The following is an 18,564-nucleotide window of genomic DNA, read 5'->3' as shown; positions in this document are numbered from 1 at the left end:
TCTTAGATGACTTCTACTGAACCACCTTTAGCAGTGATAGCTTCTTCAGCTGATTTAGAGAATTTAGCTGCTTTCACAGACAATTTCTTAGTCAACTCACCGTTACCAAGGATTTTGATACCTGATTTTTCAGCTTTAACAATTCCTGCTTCGATAAGAACAACTGGAGTTACTTCTGCACCATCTTCAAAGACGTTCAATTGGTCAAGGTTAACAATTGCGTATTCTTTAGCGTTGATGTTAGTGAATCCACGTTTTGGAAGACGACGGAACAATGGAGTTTGTCCACCCTCAAAACCAAGGCGAACTCCGCCACCGCTACGAGCTTTTTGACCTTTTTGACCACGTCCAGATGTTTTACCGTTACCTGATGAAGTACCACGACCAACACGGTTACGAGTTTTACGAGAACCTTCTGCAGGTTTCAATTCATGAAGTTTCATTATATATTTTCTCCTCTTTTGTAAAATGCTAGCGCCGATAAGAGAGAAAAGGTTGTCTCTCTTATCAACTCGCCTATACCTTTGTCATCAAAGATGACTATATCTAGTTTTAGGGGATGGTATACTGCACATCCCCTAACATTTAATTAGTTTACTTCTTCAACTGTTACCAAGTGAGATACTGCAGTGATCATACCACGTACTGCTGGGTTATCTTCTTTAATAACAGAGCTGTTCAATTTGCCAAGTCCAAGTGCTACAACAGTTTTACGTTGTGATGGAATGCGTCCGATTGGAGACTTAGTCAAAGTAATTTTAATTTGAGCCATTTTATCCCCTTTCTTATGCCAAATCAGAAACTGAAATACCACGAAGGGCAGCAACTTCTTCAGCGCGTTTCAATTGTTTCAAACCTTCAACAGTTGCGCGAACAATGTTGATTGGAGTATTTGAGCCAAGAGACTTAGATGTAACGTCAGCTACACCTGCCAACTCGATAACGGCACGAACTGCACCACCAGCGGCAACCCCAGAACCTTCTACAGCAGGTTTCAACAATACTTTAGCTCCACCGAATTCTGAAAGAACTTCGTGTGGGATTGTTGTTCCAACCATAGGAACTTCGATCAAGTTTTTCTTAGCATCTTCTACTGCTTTACGGATTGCTTCTGGAACTTCTTGAGCTTTACCAGTACCAAATCCTACGCGACCATTGTGGTCACCAACGACTACAAGAGCTGCGAAACGAAGACGACGTCCACCTTTAACAACTTTTGTAACACGGTTGACAGCAACTACGCGTTCTTCAAATTCAACTGCATTGTCTTTAAATGCCATTTTCTAGTGTCCTCCTATTAGAATTTCAATCCGTTTTCACGAGCTGCATCAGCCAAAGCTTTCACACGTCCGTGATATAGATATCCACCGCGGTCGAACACCACTTCTGAAATACCTTTAGCATTTGCACGTTCTGCAACGAGTTTACCGACAGCAACGGCTTGTTCAGTTTTTGTTCCTTTTGAAACTTCTTTGTCAAGAGTTGAAGCACTTGCGAGCGTTACACCCGCTACGTCATCAATAACTTGAGCGTAGATGCCTGTATTAGAACGGAATACGTTCAAACGTGGGCGATCAGCAGTTCCAGAGAGTTTTCCGCGAACGCGACGGTGGCGTTTTTGGCGGAGTTTGTTTTTATCTGGTTTAGAAATCACAGTTTTCACCTCTTTAGTTTTAAATCGTGTGCTATGCACAAAGTTGGAAAATAGTTTGGCGGTTGAAGATCAACCACTCAAGATTATTTACCTGTTTTACCTTCTTTAAGACGAACATATTCGCCAACGTAACGGATACCTTTACCTTTATAAGGTTCTGGTGAGCGAAGGCTACGTACGTAAGCAGCTGTTTGACCAACTACTTCTTTTGAAATTCCGCTGATAACAATGTTTGTTGGGTTTGGAAGTTCAAAAGTAATTCCTTCTGGAGCTTCAACTTCATCTGGATGAGATTTACCAACAGCCAAGACAAGTTTGTTTCCTTGAAGTTGTGCACGGTAACCAACCCCACGCATTTCAAGTTGTTTCTTGAATCCTTCTGAAACTCCAACAACCATGTTGTTCAAAAGGGCACGGGTAGTTCCGTGGATAGTTTTCATTTCTTTTGAATCGTTTGGACGGTGAAGAGTTACTTCAGTACCTTCCACACGGATTTCAATATCTTTTGAGAACTCACGAGTAAGTTCTCCTTTAGGTCCTTTTACAGTTACTACGTTGTCGTTGTTGATGATTTCAACACCAGCAGGCAACACGATAACTTTATTACCAATACGTGACATGTTTTTATTCTCCTGTTAAATTGTCAGGCCAAGACGGCCAGTTTTCACGGGGTTAAATCTTTTTGATTTAAAAGTTAATGTTTAGGTCTCAATTTCTAAGTGAATCGAGGCATCGCCTCGCAGGCATAACTTTGGGTTAGGTAAGAGACGATAACGAAGAGTCACAACGAAATTGGGAGCTAAATATTACCAAACGTAAGCGATAACCTCACCACCAACGTTCTTTTGGCGAGCTTCTTTATCAGTAAGCAAACCTTCTGAAGTTGAAAGGATAGCAATTCCAAGTCCGTTAAGAACTTTTGGAAGGTCTTCACGTTTTTTGTAGACACGAAGTCCTGGTTTAGAAACACGTTTCAAGTTAGTGATAACTTTTTCACCATTTGGTCCGTATTTAAGGAATACACGGATGATACCTTGTTTGTCATCTTCGATGATTTCAACGTTTTTTACAAAACCTTCGCGTTTAAGGATTTCAGCAATCCCTTTTTTGATGTTTGATGCAGGTACTTCAAGTACTTCGTGTTTAGCTTGGTTAGCGTTACGAATACGAGTTAGGAAGTCTGCGATTGGGTCAGTCATAACCATTTTATTTTTCTCCTCTTACTAGTAGTTTGCAAGTTGCACTTGCTAGTTAATGATTGAGCTAAGCTCAGATAGTATTGACACATTCAAACAAGATAACTCTCATTTGAACACGAGCTACAACCTGGGCAAAAAAGATAGATTTGTCTTGGAGCATCGCTCCTGCACCAAATCTCCTATTTTTGCTATGGTTGTTACGCTCTTTGTATCATGATATTACCAAGATGCTTTTGTTACACCAGGGATTTGACCTTTATATGCCAATTCACGGAAGCAAACACGGCAAAGTTTAAACTTGCGGTAAACTGAGTGTGGACGTCCACAACGTTCACAGCGAGTGTATGCTTGAGTAGAGAACTTCGCTGGGCGTTTGTTCTTAGCAATCATAGATTTTTTAGCCATTAGTTATACCTCCTATATTATTTTGCAAAAGGCATTCCAAGGCCTGTAAGCAATGCACGTGACTCTTCGTCAGTGTTAGCAGTAGTTACGATAACGATGTCAAGACCACGAGTTTTGTCAACGTCATCAAAGTTGATTTCTGGGAAGATCAATTGTTCTTTCACACCAAGTGTGTAGTTTCCGCGTCCATCAAATGATTTTGTTGGAACACCGTGGAAGTCACGCACACGTGGAAGTGAAACTGAAACCAATTTATCCAAGAATTCGTACATACGTTCACCACGAAGGGTAACTTTTGCACCGATCGCAACACCTTCACGAAGACGGAAGCCGGCGATTGATTTTTTAGCTTTAGTGATAAGTGGTTTTTGACCTGAGATAAGTGCCAATTCTTCAGCAGCTTTTTCAAGGCTTTTAGCGTTTGATACAGCTTCACCAACACCCATGTTCAAAACGATCTTATCTACTTTAGGCACAGCCATCACTGATGAGTAGTTGAATTGTTCTGTCAAAGCAGGAACTACTTCATTAAGATATTTTTCTTTTAAACGATTTGCCATTATACTTCTCCTTTCCTTCGTGATTAATCAAGCACTTCGCCTGATTTTTTGTTGTAGCGAACTTTTTTACCGTCTACAAATTTGTAACCAACACGACCAGCTACACCATTTTTGTCCAAAACTTGAACATTTGATACGTGGATAGCTGCTTCCTTCTCGATGATACCACCTTGAGGAAGTTCGTTAGTTGGACGTTGGTGTTTCTTAACGATGTTAACACCTTCAACGATAACTTTGTTTACTTTTGGAAGGGCAGTAAGGACAACAGCTTCTGTTCCCTTATCTTTACCAGCGATTACGCGAACTTTGTCGCCTTTTTTTACAAACATTTTTTTCTCCTTTTATTCTTACGCCCAATGGGCACCCTGGCTTAGCCAGGGGACTGTGTTTGTTTGTTTTTGCTCTGTGAAAATTAAAGTACTTCTGGAGCAAGTGACACGATCTTCATGAAGCCACCTTCACGCAATTCACGTGCAACTGGGCCAAAGATACGTGTTCCGCGAGGAGTTTTATCTTCACGGATGATAACTGCTGCGTTCTCGTCAAATTTGATGTATGAACCATCAGCACGACGAGCACCTGATTTAGTACGAACGATAACTGCTTTAACAACGTCACCTTTTTTAACCGCACCACCAGGAGTAGCTTGTTTTACAGATGCCACAATAACATCACCGATGTTCGCAAATTTACGTTTAGAACCACCAAGAACTTTGATAGTCAAGATTTCGCGTGCACCGCTGTTGTCTGCGACTTTCAAACGAGTTTCTGTTTGAATCATTTCAGTTTTCTCCTTTCAGGTTTGATTAGATGATTACCGCTTCTTCAACAACTTCTACAAGACGGAAACGTTTTGTAGCTGAAAGCGGGCGAGTTTCCATGATACGAACGATATCGCCTTCTTTGGCAATATTGTTTTCATCATGAGCTTTGTATTTTTTAGAGTAGTTAATACGTTTACCATAGACTGGGTGGTTACGTTTTGTTTCAACTACAACTGTGATTGTCTTGTCCATTTTGTCAGATACAACACGTCCAACAAGAACTTTACGATTATTGCGTTCCATTGAAATTTCTCCTTCCCTAGTCTATTATTTCGCTTCAGATTGAACTGTTTTGATACGAGCGATTTGTTTTTTAACTTCTTTCAAGCGAGCTGTTTGTTCCAATTGACCAGTAGCAGCTTGGAAACGAAGTTCAAACAATTCTTTTTTCAATTCGTTTTCGCGCTTCGCGAGTTCTTCTTGAGAAAGACCACGAAGTTCTTTAACAAATTCTTTTACTTCATTAAGTTTCATGCCTTCTCCTTATTCTGCTTCACGTTTTACGAATTTACATTTAACTGGCAATTTGTGGCTTGCAAGACGAAGTGCTTCGCGAGCGATCTCTTCAGATACACCAGCAACTTCAAACATTACTTTACCACGTTTAACTGGTGCTACCCAACCTTCAGGTGCCCCTTTACCAGATCCCATACGAACCCCGATAGCTTTTGCTGTGTATGATTTGTGTGGGAAGATTTTAATCCAAACTTTACCACCACGTTTCATGTAACGAGTCATGGCGATACGAGCAGCCTCGATTTGGCGGTTAGTGATCCAGTGGCTAGTTGTAGCTTGAAGACCGTATTCACCGAATGCTACTTCTTTACCACCTTTAGCTTCACCGCGCATTTTACCACGGAATTCACGACGGTGTTTAACACGTTTAGGTACTAACATTGGTTATTTACCTCCTTTAGTGTTTTTACGAGCTGGAAGAACTTCACCACGGTAGATCCATACTTTAACACCAAGTTTACCGTATGTAGTGTCTGCTTCTTCCCAAGCATAATCGATATCTGCACGAAGTGTGTGAAGTGGAACAGTTCCTTCAGAGTATCCTTCAGCACGGGCGATATCTGCACCGTTCAAACGACCTGATACTTGAGTTTTGATCCCTTTAGCTCCAGCACGCATTGCACGTTGGATTGCTTGTTTTTGTGCACGACGGAAAGCAACACGTTGCTCCAATTGACGAGCAATTCCTTCACCTACAAGGTGAGCATCCAAATCAGGTTGTTTGATTTCGATGATGTTGATGTGTACTTGTTTCCCAGTCAGTTTGTTAAGTTTTGCACGGAGTGCATCAACGTTAGCACCACCTTTACCGATAACCATACCTGGTTTAGCAGTGTGAAGTGAAACGTTAACTTTGTTTACTGCACGTTCAATTTCAATAGTTGAAACTGCCGCGTCAGCAAGTTCTTTTTGAACGAATTTACGGATTGCAAGATCTTCATGAAGGTAATCCGCGTATTCTTTTTCAGCATACCATTTGGCATCCCAATCACGGATGATGCCGACACGCATACCAATTGGATGTACTTTTTGACCCACGATTTTACCTCCTTATTTTTCTGCAACAGCCACAGTGATGTGAGCTGTACGTTTGTTGATTGGTGAAGCTGAACCTTTCGCACGTGGACGGAAACGTTTCATAGTTGGTCCTTCATTTGCGAATGCTTCAGATACTACCAAGTTAGCTTTATCCAAACCAAGGTTGTTTTCAGCGTTAGCTACAGCTGAGTTCAAAACTTTCAAGATGATCTCAGCAGCTTTGTTTGGAGTGAATGTCAAGATTGCAATAGCATCGGCTACGCTTTTACCACGAATATTGTCAAGAACAAGACGTGATTTACGAGGTGAAACACGTACTGTACGAGCCATTGCTTTAGCTGAAGTAATTTCTGCCATTTATGTTCTCCTTATTTTCTACGTGTTTTCTTGTCATCTGCAGCGTGACCTTTGTAAGTACGAGTTGGTGCAAATTCACCAAGTTTGTGACCTACCATGTCTTCTTGGATGTAAACAGGTACGTGTTTACGTCCATCATAAACTGCGATAGTATAACCAATGAAACTTGGGAAAATCGTTGAACGACGTGACCAAGTTTTAATAACTTTTTTCTTTTCGTCGTTAGCTTGAGCTTCAACTTTTTTCATCAAATGCTCATCGACGAAAGGTCCTTTTTTAAGACTGCGTCCCATTTTTATTTTTTCTCCTTTAAATGTTGTACCACAGCGGCTTGCGCTCTCAAGGAGCGCTACCGAGCTGGCGGAATGCCCTAGTTGCTTAAGCGACTAGTTTTAAATTATTTCTCGTTGCGACGACGAACGATAAGTTTGTCAGATTTCGCTTTCTTGTTACGAGTTTTAAGACCAAGAGCAGGTTTGCCCCATGGAGTTGATGGTGCTTTACGACCAACTGGTGCTTTACCTTCACCACCACCGTGTGGGTGATCGTTAGGGTTCATTACAGAACCACGAACTGTTGGACGGATACCTTTCCAACGGCTGCGTCCTGCTTTACCAAGGTTAACAAGTCCATGTTGTTCGTTTCCGACAACACCAACTGTTGCACGACAAGTTCCAAGAATCATACGAACTTCGCCTGATTGAAGACGAACAAGAACATATTTACCTTCTTGACCCAATACTTGAGCAGAAGCTCCAGCAGCACGAACCAATTCACCACCACGACCTGGTTTCAACTCAATGTTGTGAACCAAAGTACCAACTGGGATGTTAGCAAGTGGAAGAGCGTTACCTACTTTGATATCAGCTTCAGGACCTGAAACGATACGTTGACCAACTTCAAGACCTTTTGGAGCGATAATGTAAGCTTTCACACCGTCAGTGTAGTGTACAAGAGCGATGTTTGCAGAACGGTTTGGATCGTACTCGATAGTTTTAACAACTGCTTCAACGTTATCTTTGTTACGTTTGAAGTCAACCAAACGGTAGAAACGTTTGTGTCCACCACCGTGGTGACGAACAGTAATGCGACCGTTGTTGTTACGACCAGCCTGTTTCTTCAAAGCAACAAGCAATGATTTTTCAGGTGTGCTTGTTGTGATTTCAGCGAAATCCAAAGAAGTCATATTACGGCGACCGTTTGTTGTTGGTTTATAAACACGAATTCCCACGATATTTCCTCCTTAGATTATTCAGCTTCAGCAGCGAACAACTCGATTGCTTTTGAATCAGCTGTAAGTGTGATGATAGCTTTTTTAGTTTTGTTAGTAAAACCAGTGTAACGTCCAACACGTTTAGCTTTTGGTTTTACGTTGATTGTGTTAACATTTGCAACTTTAACACCTTCGAATGAAGCTTCAACAGCTTGTTTAATCAAAAGTTTGTGTGCACGAGTGTCAACTTCAAATACATATTTGCCTGCTTCAAGTTGAGCCATTGAGCTTTCAGTGATTACAGGTTTTTTGATAACATCATACAAATTCATTATGCAAGAACCTCCTCGATTTTAGAGATAGCTGCTTGAGTAACAAGAAGTTTGTCACTATTTGCGATGTCAAGAACACTTGCAGTTGTAGCAGTCGCAACTTTCACGTTTGGAAGGTTACGAGCTGAGAGAGCTGCGAATTCGTTTCCTTCTTCAAGAATAACAAGGACTTTAGAATCGATGCTCAAAGCTGCAAGAACTTTTGCAAATTCAGCAGTTTTTGGAGCTGTAAATTCAAGAGAATCAACGGCTACAAATTTGTTTTCAGCAACTTTTTCTGAGTAAACAGATTTAAGTGCAAGGCGACGAACTTTTTGAGGAAGTTTGTACGCATAGCTACGTGGAGTTGGTCCGAAGACGATTCCACCACCACGCCATTGTGGAGAGCGGATAGAACCTTGACGAGCACGTCCAGTTCCTTTTTGACGCCATGGTTTGCGTCCGCCACCTGAAACAGCTGAGCGGTTTTTAACTGCGTGAGTTCCTTGACGAAGGCTAGCACGTTGGCTGATGATCACATCAAACACAACAGATTGGTTTGGTTCGATACCAAAGATTGCATCGTTAAGAACAACTTCGCCCGCTTGTTTACCAGTTTGGTCGAATAATGTTACATTTGCCATTTTGACTGTATTCCCCTTTCCTTATTATTTACCAGCTTTAACTGCTGACTTGATAGTGATAAGAGATTTCTTAGCACCTGGTACGTTACCTTTAATAAGGATAACGTTCTTTTCTGGAACAACTTGTACAACTTCAAGGTTTTGAATTGTTACACGGTCGCCACCCATACGTCCTGCAAGGTTTTTACCTTTGAATACGCGGTTAGGTGCAACAGGTCCCATAGAACCTGGACGACGGTGGTAACGAGAACCGTGAGCCATTGGTCCACGTGATTGTCCGTGGCGTTTGATAACACCTTGGAAACCTTTACCTTTAGAAGTACCAGTTACGTCAACAACGTCTCCAGCCGCGAATGTTTCAACAGTGATTTCAGCACCAACTTCCAAGCCTTCAACGTTTTTGAATTCACGAATGAAGCGCTTAGGAGCCGTGTTAGCTTTCGCTACATGTCCTTTAACAGGTTTGTTGCTCAATACTTCGCGTTTGTCATCGAAACCAACTTGGATAGCGTTATATCCGTCTGTTTCAACAGTTTTAACTTGAAGAACAACGTTTGGAGTTGCTTCAATAACTGTTACAGGGATCAATTCGCCAGCTTCAGTGAAGATTTGAGTCATTCCCACTTTTTTCCCTAAGATTCCTTTTGTCATGAGAAAATAGTTCCTTTTCTATATTTTTTATTCAAAAAGTTTTTAACGAGCGTTTTTTATGCTCAAGTCTAAGATACAAAGGGCGTCAAACTCTAAGTGAAAATAGGAAACTGACGCAGTGTCTTGCAGACACTAGGAAGTTTATCTTTTTCACACCGAGTTTAGCCCGTGTTCAATTCAATTGAAACACCAGCTTTTGCTCTTTTATATTTTAGATTAAAGTTTGATTTCTACGTTTACACCACTTGGAAGATCCAATTTCATCAAAGCGTCAACTGTTTTTTGAGTTGGGTTGATGATATCGATCAAACGTTTGTGTGTACGCATTTCAAATTGTTCGCGAGAGTCTTTATATTTGTGAGTCGCACGAATAATTGTGTAGAGGCTACGTTCAGTTGGAAGTGGGATTGGACCTGCAACTTCTGCACCTGTACGAGTAGCTGATTCTACGATTTTAGCAGCTGCTGTGTCAAGCGTACGGTGTTCGTAAGCTTTCAAACGGATACGGATTTTTTTGTTTGCCATCTTTTTCTCCTTTTCGTCTATTTAAGATAATAGGCTAGCTCCACAAGAAAACCGACGCGCGTTGCGTGGCAATGCAACCGAGCGTGTCGCAACCTCTTGCATCAAAGCTAAGGCTGTAATTTACAGCACCATAATAGAATAACACAAAGCCCTTGCGATTGCAAGGGATTTGACAGGATTTTTTTATTTTTTTAGATGAAACTGTTTTCTTTTTATGAATGGCTAAATTCCCCCTCTGCTTAGAAGTGAATTTACAGTTTTTCTTCTATATAAGGTGTCAATATTTGATGATAAATTGATCCCCTGATTGATCCACCAAGATATCTGCCATTGACTCGGTTGTTTTATAGTATCGTAGATACTGCTCTCTTCTCATCTGCTGACTAGCCAATATAAAGGATGCATCACCATTTCTCACAGTCGTATCTCGAGCTAGACGTCTCTTTAATTCTGTCTCTTCATCCGTGTAGAAACAAACAGTTTTATCAAAGAGTTCCTTTGGTAGAAAACCCACAGACATCCCTTCGACTATCAGAATTGGTTTTGCTCCCGATAAGACCTCACTAGCCTTCCAAGGTTCTTCGATTGTCAAGACATCCATACCCGCCTGCAAAGCGAGGATATCTCTTTGTAAACTTGCCAGCTCATGCGCTACTGGTAAACATGCTGTCACCTTTTGGTCCGGTGTCTCTTTAGGTACCACTAAATGTCGTTCCGAAGTAATATAGGGATCTGTTTCTAGCAAATTTACCTTTTTGAAATCAAGTTCTTGGTACAATTCTTGAGCAAACGTTGATTTTCCTGATGCTCCATGGCCGTAAATACCCAGCGTTTTTACTTTTCCAGACTCTATTTCTGATACTAGTCTTTCTATTAAGTCTTTTTTCTTCATTCTCTCTTCACCTGTTCATAGCTTTGCTTCCCATCATTAAGCTTGTCCCAAATAACTACTTTTCCACTTTGCAGAGATTTTTGCACATCGATAATCCGCTGATTAGAAGAGCCTCGGAACTGAAGCATGAGATTGCGCTTGCTTTTATCATAGCGTCCATCGACCAGGATATCAATCAGCGACAAGAGCTCCAGTTTATCAGGAGTTTCTAACATCATTTCTTCCCAAGTGTAGCCCGTCCAAGACCAGATGTCTTTTTCTGGTAATTCCTTACGAATGCGATTTACGAGAGGCAAGAGAATGCCCGTATTGAGGAATGGCTCTCCTCCCAGTAAGGTCAATCCTTGAACATAGGGCTGGGCTAAGTCTGCCATGATTTGTTCTTCTAACTCTGGTGTATAGGGAATGCCAGCATTGAAAGACCAGGTCGCTACATTGTAGCAACCTTCACAGTGAAACATACAGCCTGCTACGTAGAGAGAGTTTCGCACACCTTCTCCATCAACAAAGTTAAAAGCCTTGTAGTCAATGATGCGCCCTTGACTGAGTTCTTCACTCTTCCACTCGCCTGGCTTTGGTGTATTCCATGTCATCCTTCTACTCCAACTCTATCCAATAGCGCTCCGTTCCATTACGAACATCCTCATAGACACCACCGTTAGCTAAGATAACAGCTCGGCTAGCTGGATTTTTTGTGCTACAAGTCACCAGAGCTTGTTTGATATTCTTTCCCTTAGCAACTTCTAAGCCTTGGCGGAGGGACTCTTTTGCGTAGCCCTTGCCTCTTTCAGACGGTCGGATGGAATAACCAATGTGACCAGCATAATTCAGCAACCCCTCATTCAGTCTCAATCGCAGATTCAAAAATCCTAGAGCATGACCTACAGCATCAAATGATACAAATTGAATAGAAGGAACACGATTTTCAGGCAAATTTATTCCCATTTCTTTTTGCATATTTGTCTCCAACCACTCTTCATAATCAAAATTCTCAGCATCCCAAAATCCGCCATCATGGGCTGACTGGCTCTGTTCAAACTCTGCCATCATCTCTAAAACTGTTTCTTTATCTGCCAATGTCGGTCTGCGTAGTATCATCTTTACCTCCAACTAAGAGAAAAGCGAGAGCGGACTCTCACTTTTTCTTATTCTTATTTAAAAATTGCTCTCTTAGGCTAGCCACTCGGTCTTTTTTATTGCCTCCACCTTTTGAATGTTTCTCGTGGAACCGTTGAACCAAGGCCTTGCCCTTATCGTCTAATTGATATTTTCCCATTCTATTTCTTTCTAACTTCTTACTTCATGTCCTGCTGTTTTGATAGTAGAACCGTTCATGTGTTTCACACGTGCAGCAATTTCCTTATGACGCCCATTAACCATCGGACGAGCTTGTGGATTCCCAAGATAACCACAAGTCCGTTTAACAACATCTACTGTTTTAGGATCGTTATTTCCACAGTTAGGACAAGCAAATCCTCTCTCTGTCGGCTCAAAATCTCCTTCAAAATCACACTTGTAGCAACGGTCAATTGGAGTATTGGTTCCGAGATAACCTACACGGTCATAAGCATAATCCCAAACAGCTTCCAAGGCCTTTGGATTTTGTTGAAGAACTGGATACTCACAGTAGTGGATGAAGCCACCTGATGCACCCGCTTCTGGATAAACCTTTTCAAAATCTAGTTTTTCAAAAGGAGTTGGATTTTTACGCACATCATAGTGGAAGGAATTTGTGTAGTATTCTTTATCAGTAATGTCTGGAATAGAGCCAAATTTCTCTGTATCCAAGCGGCAGAAGCGGTCTGTCAGACTTTCAGACGGTGTTGAATAAATAGAGAAGTGATACCCATATTGGTCTGACCACTCTTCCACTCGATGTTTCATATCTCGAATGATATCAAGGGTGAATTCTTTAGCTTCTGGATTGGTTTCCCAATTGTTGCCAAAGAATACTGTCGCTACTTCATAAAGTCCAATGTAGCCAAGCGAAACAGTAGCACGACGGTTCTTAAAAAGCTCGTCAACACTTTCTTCCTTCCCAAGACGACGTCCGAAGGCACCGTATTGATAAAGAATTGGTGCATTAGCTGGAGTGGCTTCCTTGGTTCTTTCCACACGATAAACTAGAGCATCTTCAGCAATATTCATGCGCTCGTTGAAGATTTCCCAGAACTTATTCTTGTCGCCTTCGGATTCGAGAGCAATACGAGGCAGATTGACCGTCACGACCCCTAGGTTCATACGGCCCGAATTGACTTCTACTCCATTTTCATCCTTCCATCCTTGAAGGAATGAACGACATCCCATCGGAACCTTGAAGGAACCTGTCAATTCGATAATCTTATCGTAAGACAAGACATCTGGGTACATCCGTTTAGTTGCGCATTCGAGCGCCAACTGCTTGATGTCGTAGTTAGGTGAACCTTCCTCCAAGTTAAGTCCTCTTTTAAGAGTGAAGATCAATTTAGGGAAGATAGCTGTACGGTGTTCTGATCCCAACCCCTTGATTCGAATGTTCAAGATAGCCTTTTGAATTTCGCGTTCAAAACGACTGGTTCCTAATCCGAAACCAAGAGAAGTAAAAGGTGTTTGTCCATTTGATGTAAAGAGGGTGTTAATCTCGTACTCTAGAGATTGCATGGCATCATAAATGTCTTTTTGAGTTTTCTTCCAAGCGTACTCCTCACGCTTGTCAGGTAGGACCCATTCCTCAGCATCTTTAAGGTGTTTTTGGTAATTTTTCTCTGCATAAGGAGCCAAAACTTCATCTATACGGTCTGCCGAACAGCCTCCATACTGACTTGATGCAACGTTGGCGATGATTTGCGATATCTGAGCAGTCGCAGTCTGAATAGACTTAGGACTCTCTACCTCAGCATTCCCAATCTTAAAACCATTTTCCAACATGCCCTTGAAATCAATCAAACAGCAGTTGGTCATAGGGGTATAGGGACTGTAGTCCAAATCATGGTAGTGGATATCCCCTTTTTGATGGGCATTAGCCACATGCTTAGGCAGCATTTGGAGTCCGATTGATTTTCCAACAATTCCTGCCGTCAAATCACGCTGGGTATTAAAAACATCACTATCTTTATTAGCATTCTCATTGACAACTGCCTGGTCTTTGTTGAGAAGTTTATGGATACTGAAGTTGATATCTGTTGCTTTTGAGCGCTCAAAATCCCTTTGAGTTCGATAAGTGATATATTCCTCTGCCAAGGCATATTCTTTAGCTTCAAGGAGTTCATGTTCTACGATATTTTGAATTTCGTAAATCTTAACTCCCTGTGGAAAGCGACTATGAATTTCAGTGACAATTCGCTCAGTCAGAGCATTAAGGCGCTTTTCGACCAAGGGTGTCACATCCATAACCTTGTCTGCCGCCTTGTGGAGAGCCTTGTCAATCTTGTCCACATCAAATACAACACGTCTCCCATCTCGTTTCTCGACGAAGAGAGTTGGCAAAATTGTAATTTTTTCTTCTAGTGCAATCATATGCATGCTCTTTTCTAAAATGTTCTTTCTAAAAAGTATTATACCACTCTAAAAAGAAAAATCAATATCTTGTGTTAAAAATCCTAAAATTTTTAAAAATACACAAGATATTGATTATTTTATTTTAATTTATAAAGCTTAAAGTCTTTGAATTCACTTTGAACTGGTTGATATCTTTCTGCTAGAAGCTGTTCTACTTCCGTCCAGAGGGCTGTTTTTGTATTGACCACAATCACTTTAGGCTGGTTATCACGTAAATCATTTACCAGTTTGGTATGATTTTCAGATAAAGCTGTATGTAATTTCGGTGTTAGTAACTGACTAGCTGCTAATCGTTCGCTGGCCTGATAAGCACTAGCCGAATTGTCCCATACATAAATGCTTTCTGTTGCTTGCGTTTGCCCCTTGACAATAGTTTCGATACGAGCGCGTTCTTGATATTGTTCCGAGTGAAGGACATAGCGCACTACTAGAGGGGCCAAGAATAAATAAGCAAGGGCCAAGATAGGCAGGTAAACATTTCCTTTGAGGAAGATTGCCCATACTGAAGGGGCTTCGCTATATCTTCTACTACGACTCACTCCCTCTGCATTATTGGCACGAATTCGAGTCAATAACAAAATGGACATGAAAGGAAGCAACTCAGCTAGACGACTTCCATGGATCGGTTCAGTAGAGAAAATTTCCAAGCCTAATGATAGTACAAGAGCAACCGCAGCAAATATAGATAGGACGTATTGCTTGCTTGGTTTAGACTGGAAAAAGCCTGCAAACACAAGGGTCAATCCTCCGAGACCGATTGCTAATAATCCATAAAAGAGGAGATTATCTAGCAGACCTGGGTTGGACATAAAATTCAAACTATCAATTGGATAGAGAATTTGACTAATAGCACTCCCGAAGCTCCCTTTATAAACTGTGTAGTAACCGATTGGATAAAAGAAGAGTGAAAATCCTAGACAAATCGCAAGAAATTGATAAAAGCCACGAGCCAAGTAGCCGCGTCCGATATTAAAGGCTAGTAAGGCTAAAAACAAGACAAGAGTATATAGAACTGTGACTAGAGGCGCCAAGAAGAAGGCAAGCGCCAAACTCATCCCGATACGCAAGAAACCTTTGTCATGATTAGATTCTGCCAAATAGGTTGTGACGAAGTTTAGGGCGTAGAATAAAAATGGAAGAGCAAGAATTGTGGCATAGCCACCACCAAAGCTAAGACCTCCCGCAAGAAGGTAAAAAATCGTCAATACTTGTCGAGACTGCTCGTCCTCTTTCGTCAAGTCATAGGTTGAACGGAAAAGAAAAATTCCAGCGCCCACTAAAGCAAGCCAATTAAAGGCCGCAAATAAAAGGCTACCTTTAGCTAGATACTGTAGGAAATAATAGAGGAGACCACTCGTTCCAAAATAGTCTGTGTAGATTTCTCCTCCTTGGTGCATAGCCCATCCAATATAGAAATCCTGAGCCTGCTCTGGACTGGTCAATCCTAGCACAAAAGGAAGAACTACAGATACAAGTACCGCTAAAGTGCTCCAAATTAAGATTTTAAACAATGGTAAGCGAGCAGATTGTCGTGTTTCAAACTCTTCTCGCTCCTCTTCCCCACCTGAATTTTCTTGATTTCCAGTCCAAGTTGGAGTTGGTTCATCGTCTAATCTGCCATATACATTCATTCATTCTCTCCTAGTTTTTGATTTGTTCTAGTATATCAAAAAGTCTAGTTCTTGTCAGCCTGCTGAGGGCATTTGTTCAGCTTTTTACAGAGATTAGCGAAGCGTTCAATCTCATAAAAACGGTGATAAGACGCCTTTTTATAGGCGTCTAAAAAATTTTTTTCTTCTACTGTTATCATCTCTTCTCCTTTTCTCTTTATTCGAAAAAAGAGAAGCAATCTATCAAAAAAACTGAATTCCCTAAAAGAGAATTCAGCATTTTGTTTTTAGTCAGCTTTCTTTTCTAAATTTTTTGAGATGCTTCGATTTTTACCTTCTAGATACACCATCAAAATGGAGATATCTGCTGGGTTTACTCCCGAAATACGGCTGGCTTGGCCGATGGTTTCTGGATTAATGAGCTTGAACTTCTGGCGAGCTTCTGTCGCGATAGAATCAATATCATCCCAGTCGATGTTAGCTGGAATGCGTTTTTCTTCCATGCGTTTCATCTTGGCAACCTGATCCATGGCTTTTGAGATGTAGCCTTCGTACTTGATTTCTGTTTCAATCAATTCAATAATCTTGTCATCTAACTCCTCAGCGGCAGGTCCGATGAAGGCAACCACATCTTGGTAAGAGACTTCTGGACGACGGAGGAATTCCTTGGCAGTGACTGCATCTGTCAATGGTTTGAATCCCATTGCTTCAACCTTAGCATTTGTTTCCTTGACTGGCTTGAGTTTGATGCTGTCTAAACGCTTCATTTCATTTTCAAATTGATTTTTCTTGATTTCAAAACGAGCCCAACGTTCATCATCTACAAGTCCAATCTCGCGTCCCATCTCGGTCAAACGCATATCGGCATTGTCATGACGGAGGATGAGACGGTACTCAGCACGACTGGTCAAGAGACGGTAGGGTTCAATGGTACCCTTTGTTACCAAGTCGTCAATCATCACTCCGATATAACCGTCGCTTCGTTTCAGAATCAACTCAGGCTTGCCTTGGATTTTCAGAGCGGCGTTGATACCAGCGATAATCCCTTGACCTGCTGCCTCTTCATATCCTGATGTTCCATTGGTCTGACCAGCTGTGAAAAGTCCTGAGATTTTCTTGGTTTCCAGAGTCGCACGCAATTGATGAGGCAAGACCATGTCGTACTCGATAGCATAACCAGTTCGCATCATCTCTGCATTTTCCAAACCTTTGATGGAATGTACCAAGTCACGCTGGACATCCTCAGGAAGGCTGGTTGAGAGACCTTGAACATAGACTTCCTCTGTATTGCGCCCTTCTGGCTCAAGGAAGAGTTGGTGGCGTTCCTTGTCCGCAAAACGCACAATCTTGTCCTCAATCGACGGACAATAGCGAGGTCCCACTCCCTTGACCACGCCTGTAAACATAGGCGCGCGGTGGAGGTTATTCTGAATAATCTCATGGCTGGTACCATTGGTATAGGTCAACCAGCACGGTACTTGGTCTTTGACATAATCTTCATCACGTGAAGTGTAAGAGAAGTGATTTGGTGTTTCATCTCCTGGCTGGATCTCTGTCACATCATAGTTGATAGAAGAAGCCTTGACACGTGGAGGCGTTCCTGTCTTGAAACGACCGATTTCAAGTCCCAGTTCCTTGAGATTATCAGCAAGGTTAATAGAAGCCAGGCTGTGGTTAGGACCTGACGAGTACTTAAGGTCTCCGATGATGATTTCCCCACGGAGAGCCGTTCCTGTAGTTACAATAACAGCCTTTGCAGCATACTCTTGATGAGTCGCAGTACGCACACCAACTACCTTGCCATCTTCTACCAGAATCTCATCAATCATTGTCTGACGAAGGGTGAGATTTTCTTGATTTTCAACCGTTTTGCGCATTTCCTTAGAGTAAAGCTCCTTGTCAGCCTGCGCACGAAGAGCTCGAACTGCTGGACCTTTCCCAGTGTTAAGCATCTTCATCTGGATGTAAGTCTTGTCAATGGTCTTAGCCATTTCTCCACCGAGGGCATCCACTTCGCGCACGACAATCCCCTTGGCAGAGCCACCGATAGAGGGATTACATGGCATGAAAGCCAACATTTCAATGTTAATAGTCGCAAGCAAGACCTTGCAACCCATACGGCTAGCAGCTAGGGAAGCTTCCACCCCGGCATGCCCAGCACCGATTACAATAATATCGTATTCTTCCGTAAAATTATAAGTCATTTCTTAACCTTTCAAAAATTTCTCGCAAATAAGGAACTAACTTCTCCTCCTCTAGAGCTTGATCCATGGTAACCCATTTAAAGTGTGTATGCTCTTCAGGATCTAATCTGATAATTGGCTTCTCCCCAACCCACTCTGCTTTATAAACTAAGCGAGTAAAGACAGTATCCTTAGAGGTATCCAGTTGACTATCTTCGTGAAGAAGTTTGAGCGAACTGCCGTCTAACATAACTCCCGCTTCTTCAATACATTCTCTAAGAGCTTCATCTCGCGGAAGTTCACCCTTTTCAACCCCGCCACCAGGAATATCCCAGTAAGTCGGATAAACATTGGGTTGTCCTCTTTTAATTTCCGAACGCTGAATGAGCAAATAATCACCACCACTATGAACAAGCACATGAGCAATAAGCTTAACCATCCTCTT

The 18,564-nt window shown here is 41.8% G+C and carries 30 protein-coding genes; all 30 read right to left on the bottom strand.

What is annotated here, in order from left to right; translation table 11 throughout:
- Positions 1-2: 2 nt before the first annotated feature.
- The 30 genes from rplO to QM887_RS06910 all read right to left on the bottom strand — a co-directional run bounded on the left by rplO (position 3) and on the right by QM887_RS06910 (position 18,558).
- Positions 3-443: a 50S ribosomal protein L15 gene (gene rplO / locus QM887_RS07055; RefSeq protein WP_000766078.1), complete on the bottom strand. Its 441-nt coding sequence runs from the start codon at positions 441-443 to the stop codon at positions 3-5.
- Between the two features lie 146 nt (positions 444-589).
- A complete protein-coding gene (gene rpmD / locus QM887_RS07050; protein ID WP_000057243.1) occupies positions 590-772 on the bottom strand; it encodes a 50S ribosomal protein L30 in 183 nt (60 codons plus the stop codon).
- Between the two features lie 13 nt (positions 773-785).
- Positions 786-1,280 carry a 30S ribosomal protein S5 gene (gene rpsE, locus QM887_RS07045; protein ID WP_414271113.1) on the bottom strand — a complete coding sequence of 165 codons (495 nt, stop codon included), beginning with the start codon at positions 1,278-1,280 and terminating at the stop codon, positions 786-788.
- Positions 1,281-1,297: 17 nt separating this feature from the next.
- Positions 1,298-1,654: a 50S ribosomal protein L18 gene (rplR, locus tag QM887_RS07040; RefSeq protein ID WP_000624044.1), complete on the bottom strand. Its 357-nt coding sequence runs from the start codon at positions 1,652-1,654 to the stop codon at positions 1,298-1,300.
- Between the two features lie 83 nt (positions 1,655-1,737).
- Complete coding sequence (gene rplF / locus QM887_RS07035; protein WP_414271112.1) at positions 1,738-2,274, bottom strand: 50S ribosomal protein L6; 537 nt, start codon at positions 2,272-2,274, stop codon at positions 1,738-1,740.
- A 186-nt stretch (positions 2,275-2,460) separates the two neighbouring features.
- Positions 2,461-2,859: a 30S ribosomal protein S8 gene (gene rpsH, locus QM887_RS07030; protein WP_000245504.1), complete on the bottom strand. Its 399-nt coding sequence runs from the start codon at positions 2,857-2,859 to the stop codon at positions 2,461-2,463.
- Positions 2,860-3,072: 213 nt separating this feature from the next.
- Positions 3,073-3,258, bottom strand: coding sequence for a type Z 30S ribosomal protein S14 (locus QM887_RS07025; protein WP_001085699.1), 186 nt, complete (start codon positions 3,256-3,258; stop codon positions 3,073-3,075).
- Positions 3,259-3,275: 17 nt separating this feature from the next.
- Positions 3,276-3,818, bottom strand: coding sequence for a 50S ribosomal protein L5 (gene rplE, locus QM887_RS07020; protein WP_000013542.1), 543 nt, complete (start codon positions 3,816-3,818; stop codon positions 3,276-3,278).
- A gap of 23 nt (positions 3,819-3,841) precedes the next feature.
- Positions 3,842-4,147 (bottom strand): 50S ribosomal protein L24, encoded by a 306-nt coding sequence (rplX, locus tag QM887_RS07015; RefSeq protein WP_000497691.1) that lies wholly within the window; start codon positions 4,145-4,147, stop codon positions 3,842-3,844.
- An 83-nt stretch (positions 4,148-4,230) separates the two neighbouring features.
- Entirely contained in the window at positions 4,231-4,599 is a 369-nt protein-coding gene (gene rplN / locus QM887_RS07010) for a 50S ribosomal protein L14 (protein WP_000616548.1), read from the bottom strand.
- Between the two features lie 25 nt (positions 4,600-4,624).
- Positions 4,625-4,885: a 30S ribosomal protein S17 gene (gene rpsQ / locus QM887_RS07005; protein ID WP_045617785.1), complete on the bottom strand. Its 261-nt coding sequence runs from the start codon at positions 4,883-4,885 to the stop codon at positions 4,625-4,627.
- A 24-nt stretch (positions 4,886-4,909) separates the two neighbouring features.
- A complete protein-coding gene (gene rpmC, locus QM887_RS07000; RefSeq protein ID WP_000772918.1) occupies positions 4,910-5,116 on the bottom strand; it encodes a 50S ribosomal protein L29 in 207 nt (68 codons plus the stop codon).
- A gap of 9 nt (positions 5,117-5,125) precedes the next feature.
- Positions 5,126-5,539 carry a 50S ribosomal protein L16 gene (gene rplP, locus QM887_RS06995; RefSeq protein WP_000960948.1) on the bottom strand — a complete coding sequence of 138 codons (414 nt, stop codon included), beginning with the start codon at positions 5,537-5,539 and terminating at the stop codon, positions 5,126-5,128.
- Positions 5,540-5,542: 3 nt separating this feature from the next.
- The gene (rpsC, locus tag QM887_RS06990; protein ID WP_000529936.1) at positions 5,543-6,196 is read right to left on the bottom strand and encodes a 30S ribosomal protein S3; all 654 of its coding nucleotides are present in this window, start codon (positions 6,194-6,196) and stop codon (positions 5,543-5,545) included.
- Between the two features lie 12 nt (positions 6,197-6,208).
- Positions 6,209-6,553, bottom strand: coding sequence for a 50S ribosomal protein L22 (gene rplV / locus QM887_RS06985; RefSeq protein WP_049548847.1), 345 nt, complete (start codon positions 6,551-6,553; stop codon positions 6,209-6,211).
- Between the two features lie 11 nt (positions 6,554-6,564).
- The gene (gene rpsS / locus QM887_RS06980) at positions 6,565-6,846 is read right to left on the bottom strand and encodes a 30S ribosomal protein S19 (protein WP_000533766.1); all 282 of its coding nucleotides are present in this window, start codon (positions 6,844-6,846) and stop codon (positions 6,565-6,567) included.
- A 104-nt stretch (positions 6,847-6,950) separates the two neighbouring features.
- The gene (gene rplB / locus QM887_RS06975) at positions 6,951-7,784 is read right to left on the bottom strand and encodes a 50S ribosomal protein L2 (protein ID WP_075228994.1); all 834 of its coding nucleotides are present in this window, start codon (positions 7,782-7,784) and stop codon (positions 6,951-6,953) included.
- Between the two features lie 17 nt (positions 7,785-7,801).
- Complete coding sequence (locus QM887_RS06970) at positions 7,802-8,098, bottom strand: 50S ribosomal protein L23 (protein ID WP_075228993.1); 297 nt, start codon at positions 8,096-8,098, stop codon at positions 7,802-7,804.
- The gene (rplD, locus tag QM887_RS06965) at positions 8,098-8,721 is read right to left on the bottom strand and encodes a 50S ribosomal protein L4 (RefSeq protein WP_000024549.1); all 624 of its coding nucleotides are present in this window, start codon (positions 8,719-8,721) and stop codon (positions 8,098-8,100) included. Before rplD ends, QM887_RS06970 begins: the two co-directional genes overlap by 1 nt.
- Positions 8,722-8,745: 24 nt before the next feature.
- Entirely contained in the window at positions 8,746-9,372 is a 627-nt protein-coding gene (rplC, locus tag QM887_RS06960; protein WP_414271111.1) for a 50S ribosomal protein L3, read from the bottom strand.
- Between the two features lie 216 nt (positions 9,373-9,588).
- Complete coding sequence (rpsJ, locus tag QM887_RS06955) at positions 9,589-9,897, bottom strand: 30S ribosomal protein S10 (protein WP_001284511.1); 309 nt, start codon at positions 9,895-9,897, stop codon at positions 9,589-9,591.
- A 277-nt stretch (positions 9,898-10,174) separates the two neighbouring features.
- Positions 10,175-10,789: a uridine kinase family protein gene (locus tag QM887_RS06950; RefSeq protein WP_414271110.1), complete on the bottom strand. Its 615-nt coding sequence runs from the start codon at positions 10,787-10,789 to the stop codon at positions 10,175-10,177.
- Positions 10,786-11,382 carry an anaerobic ribonucleoside-triphosphate reductase activating protein gene (gene nrdG, locus QM887_RS06945; protein ID WP_414271109.1) on the bottom strand — a complete coding sequence of 199 codons (597 nt, stop codon included), beginning with the start codon at positions 11,380-11,382 and terminating at the stop codon, positions 10,786-10,788. Before nrdG ends, QM887_RS06950 begins: the two co-directional genes overlap by 4 nt.
- 4 nt (positions 11,383-11,386) lie before the next feature.
- The gene (locus QM887_RS06940) at positions 11,387-11,887 is read right to left on the bottom strand and encodes a GNAT family N-acetyltransferase (RefSeq protein ID WP_414271108.1); all 501 of its coding nucleotides are present in this window, start codon (positions 11,885-11,887) and stop codon (positions 11,387-11,389) included.
- A gap of 37 nt (positions 11,888-11,924) precedes the next feature.
- On the bottom strand, positions 11,925-12,065 hold the full coding sequence (locus tag QM887_RS06935) for a hypothetical protein (RefSeq protein ID WP_000521609.1): 141 nt from the start codon (positions 12,063-12,065) through the stop codon (positions 11,925-11,927).
- Positions 12,066-12,076: 11 nt separating this feature from the next.
- Positions 12,077-14,284, bottom strand: a complete 2,208-nt coding sequence (nrdD, locus tag QM887_RS06930; RefSeq protein WP_414271107.1) for an anaerobic ribonucleoside-triphosphate reductase — start codon at positions 14,282-14,284, stop codon at positions 12,077-12,079.
- Positions 14,285-14,403: 119 nt separating this feature from the next.
- Positions 14,404-15,957, bottom strand: coding sequence for a damage-inducible protein CinA (locus tag QM887_RS06925; protein WP_414271106.1), 1,554 nt, complete (start codon positions 15,955-15,957; stop codon positions 14,404-14,406).
- 44 nt (positions 15,958-16,001) lie between these two features.
- Positions 16,002-16,136, bottom strand: a complete 135-nt coding sequence (locus tag QM887_RS06920; RefSeq protein WP_275043526.1) for a hypothetical protein — start codon at positions 16,134-16,136, stop codon at positions 16,002-16,004.
- 87 nt (positions 16,137-16,223) lie between these two features.
- On the bottom strand, positions 16,224-18,140 hold the full coding sequence (gene mnmG / locus QM887_RS06915; protein WP_016466468.1) for a tRNA uridine-5-carboxymethylaminomethyl(34) synthesis enzyme MnmG: 1,917 nt from the start codon (positions 18,138-18,140) through the stop codon (positions 16,224-16,226).
- On the bottom strand, positions 18,130-18,558 hold the full coding sequence (locus QM887_RS06910) for an NUDIX hydrolase (protein WP_414271105.1): 429 nt from the start codon (positions 18,556-18,558) through the stop codon (positions 18,130-18,132). The genes mnmG and QM887_RS06910 overlap by 11 nt, the downstream gene beginning before the upstream one ends.
- Positions 18,559-18,564: the final 6 nt, after the last annotated feature.

Source organism: Streptococcus infantis (assembly GCF_047460875.1).
Taxonomy (GTDB): Bacteria; Bacillota; Bacilli; order Lactobacillales; family Streptococcaceae; genus Streptococcus; species Streptococcus infantis_AA.
Note: the sequence above shows the minus strand (reverse complement) of the source record. Positions and strands in the feature narration are given on the sequence as shown.